Origin of the sequence: Bacillus sp. AF62, assembly GCF_050312695.1 — a bacterium.
Classification (GTDB): Bacteria; Bacillota; Bacilli; order Bacillales; family Bacillaceae_G; genus Bacillus_A; species Bacillus_A cereus.
On sequence record NZ_JBNPJZ010000297.1, the window covers coordinates 1 to 282 of the forward strand.

The following is a 282-nucleotide window of genomic DNA, read 5'->3' on the forward strand; positions in this document are numbered from 1 at the left end:
TAAAGAGACATTCGCACCAGAGGGATATTTAATCAATGAAGAAACATTCTCTTTTGAAATTAAAACAGATGGTGAGAGTATCAAACATGTTGTAGCAGATCAGAAAAAAGAAGTTCCACCAACACCAGAAACGCCACAACCAGAGAAGCCACAAACACCACAGGTCATTGAAAAACCTGTACCAACACCAGAGAAACCACAAAACATTGTAAAACAACCACAACCGATGAAAGAACAACCTAAGAAAGTAGAAAGTCATTTACCAACAACAGGCGGCAAAGC

General features: G+C 39.0%; 1 pseudogene. It reads left to right on the top strand.

Annotation, left to right across the window (positions count from 1 at the left end):
* Positions 1–282, top strand: a pseudogene (locus ACQRBL_RS32825) (SpaA isopeptide-forming pilin-related protein); the annotation flags it as partial.